The sequence below is a fragment of the Nostoc sp. UIC 10630 genome, assembly GCF_010747425.1.
Lineage (GTDB): Bacteria > Cyanobacteriota > Cyanobacteriia > Cyanobacteriales > Nostocaceae > Nostoc.
The window spans coordinates 1-586 of record NZ_JAAGOG010000488.1 but is presented as its reverse complement, the minus strand read 5'-3'; the positions used below and the strand labels follow the sequence as shown (position 1 = coordinate 586).

Annotated in this window: 1 pseudogene; it reads right to left on the bottom strand. The window is 43.7% G+C overall.

Annotated features, from left to right (window positions below):
• Positions 1-480: pseudogene (locus G1O98_RS38535) on the bottom strand (hypothetical protein); the annotation flags it as partial.
• Positions 481-586: the final 106 nt, after the last annotated feature.

Sequence of the window (586 nt, the reverse complement as noted above, 5' to 3'; positions counted from 1 at the left end):
GTTCACCTTTAAATATTGTTTGCGTACCGTAAAATTAGCCAGCATCACCCGTAACTGTTCTTCAAAGCGGCGGCGATCGCTGTACTCATTCCACGGCAGAAGTAACGCCAACTCTAAGTGAATTTGTTTTTTCGCCGTCACCTTTACGTTGCTGAGTTCAACAATTAAGCCAACAGCACTCAATACCTTCCACAAGGCATTCTCATATTTGAGTTCCTTAATCCGGTCAAGCGGATCAAAGTTAGCCGCGAACTCACCCAACACCACCACTCTGTTATTCCACTCAACCCACAGTTGTTGGTCTGGTGAGGGGCTACCAATCCAGCCCAAGCGTTCCATGAAAAAATTGAGTTTATCCTTAGTAATCTCTTCTATCGCTGGTGGCAGCAGAACATAATTTGGTTTAGTCTGGTCATCCACTTGATAAATTATCTTAGTTTGCGACCCACCAACGTCCACGCTGAGGTAAATGTCAGTCATGCAAATAGCTGGTTAAAACGATGATTTAATTTTGGTGCAGATTTAGAGCAGAATGGCACTATCTAAGTGCAGATATTGCACCAATTTAGCACAATCTGGCACTCGT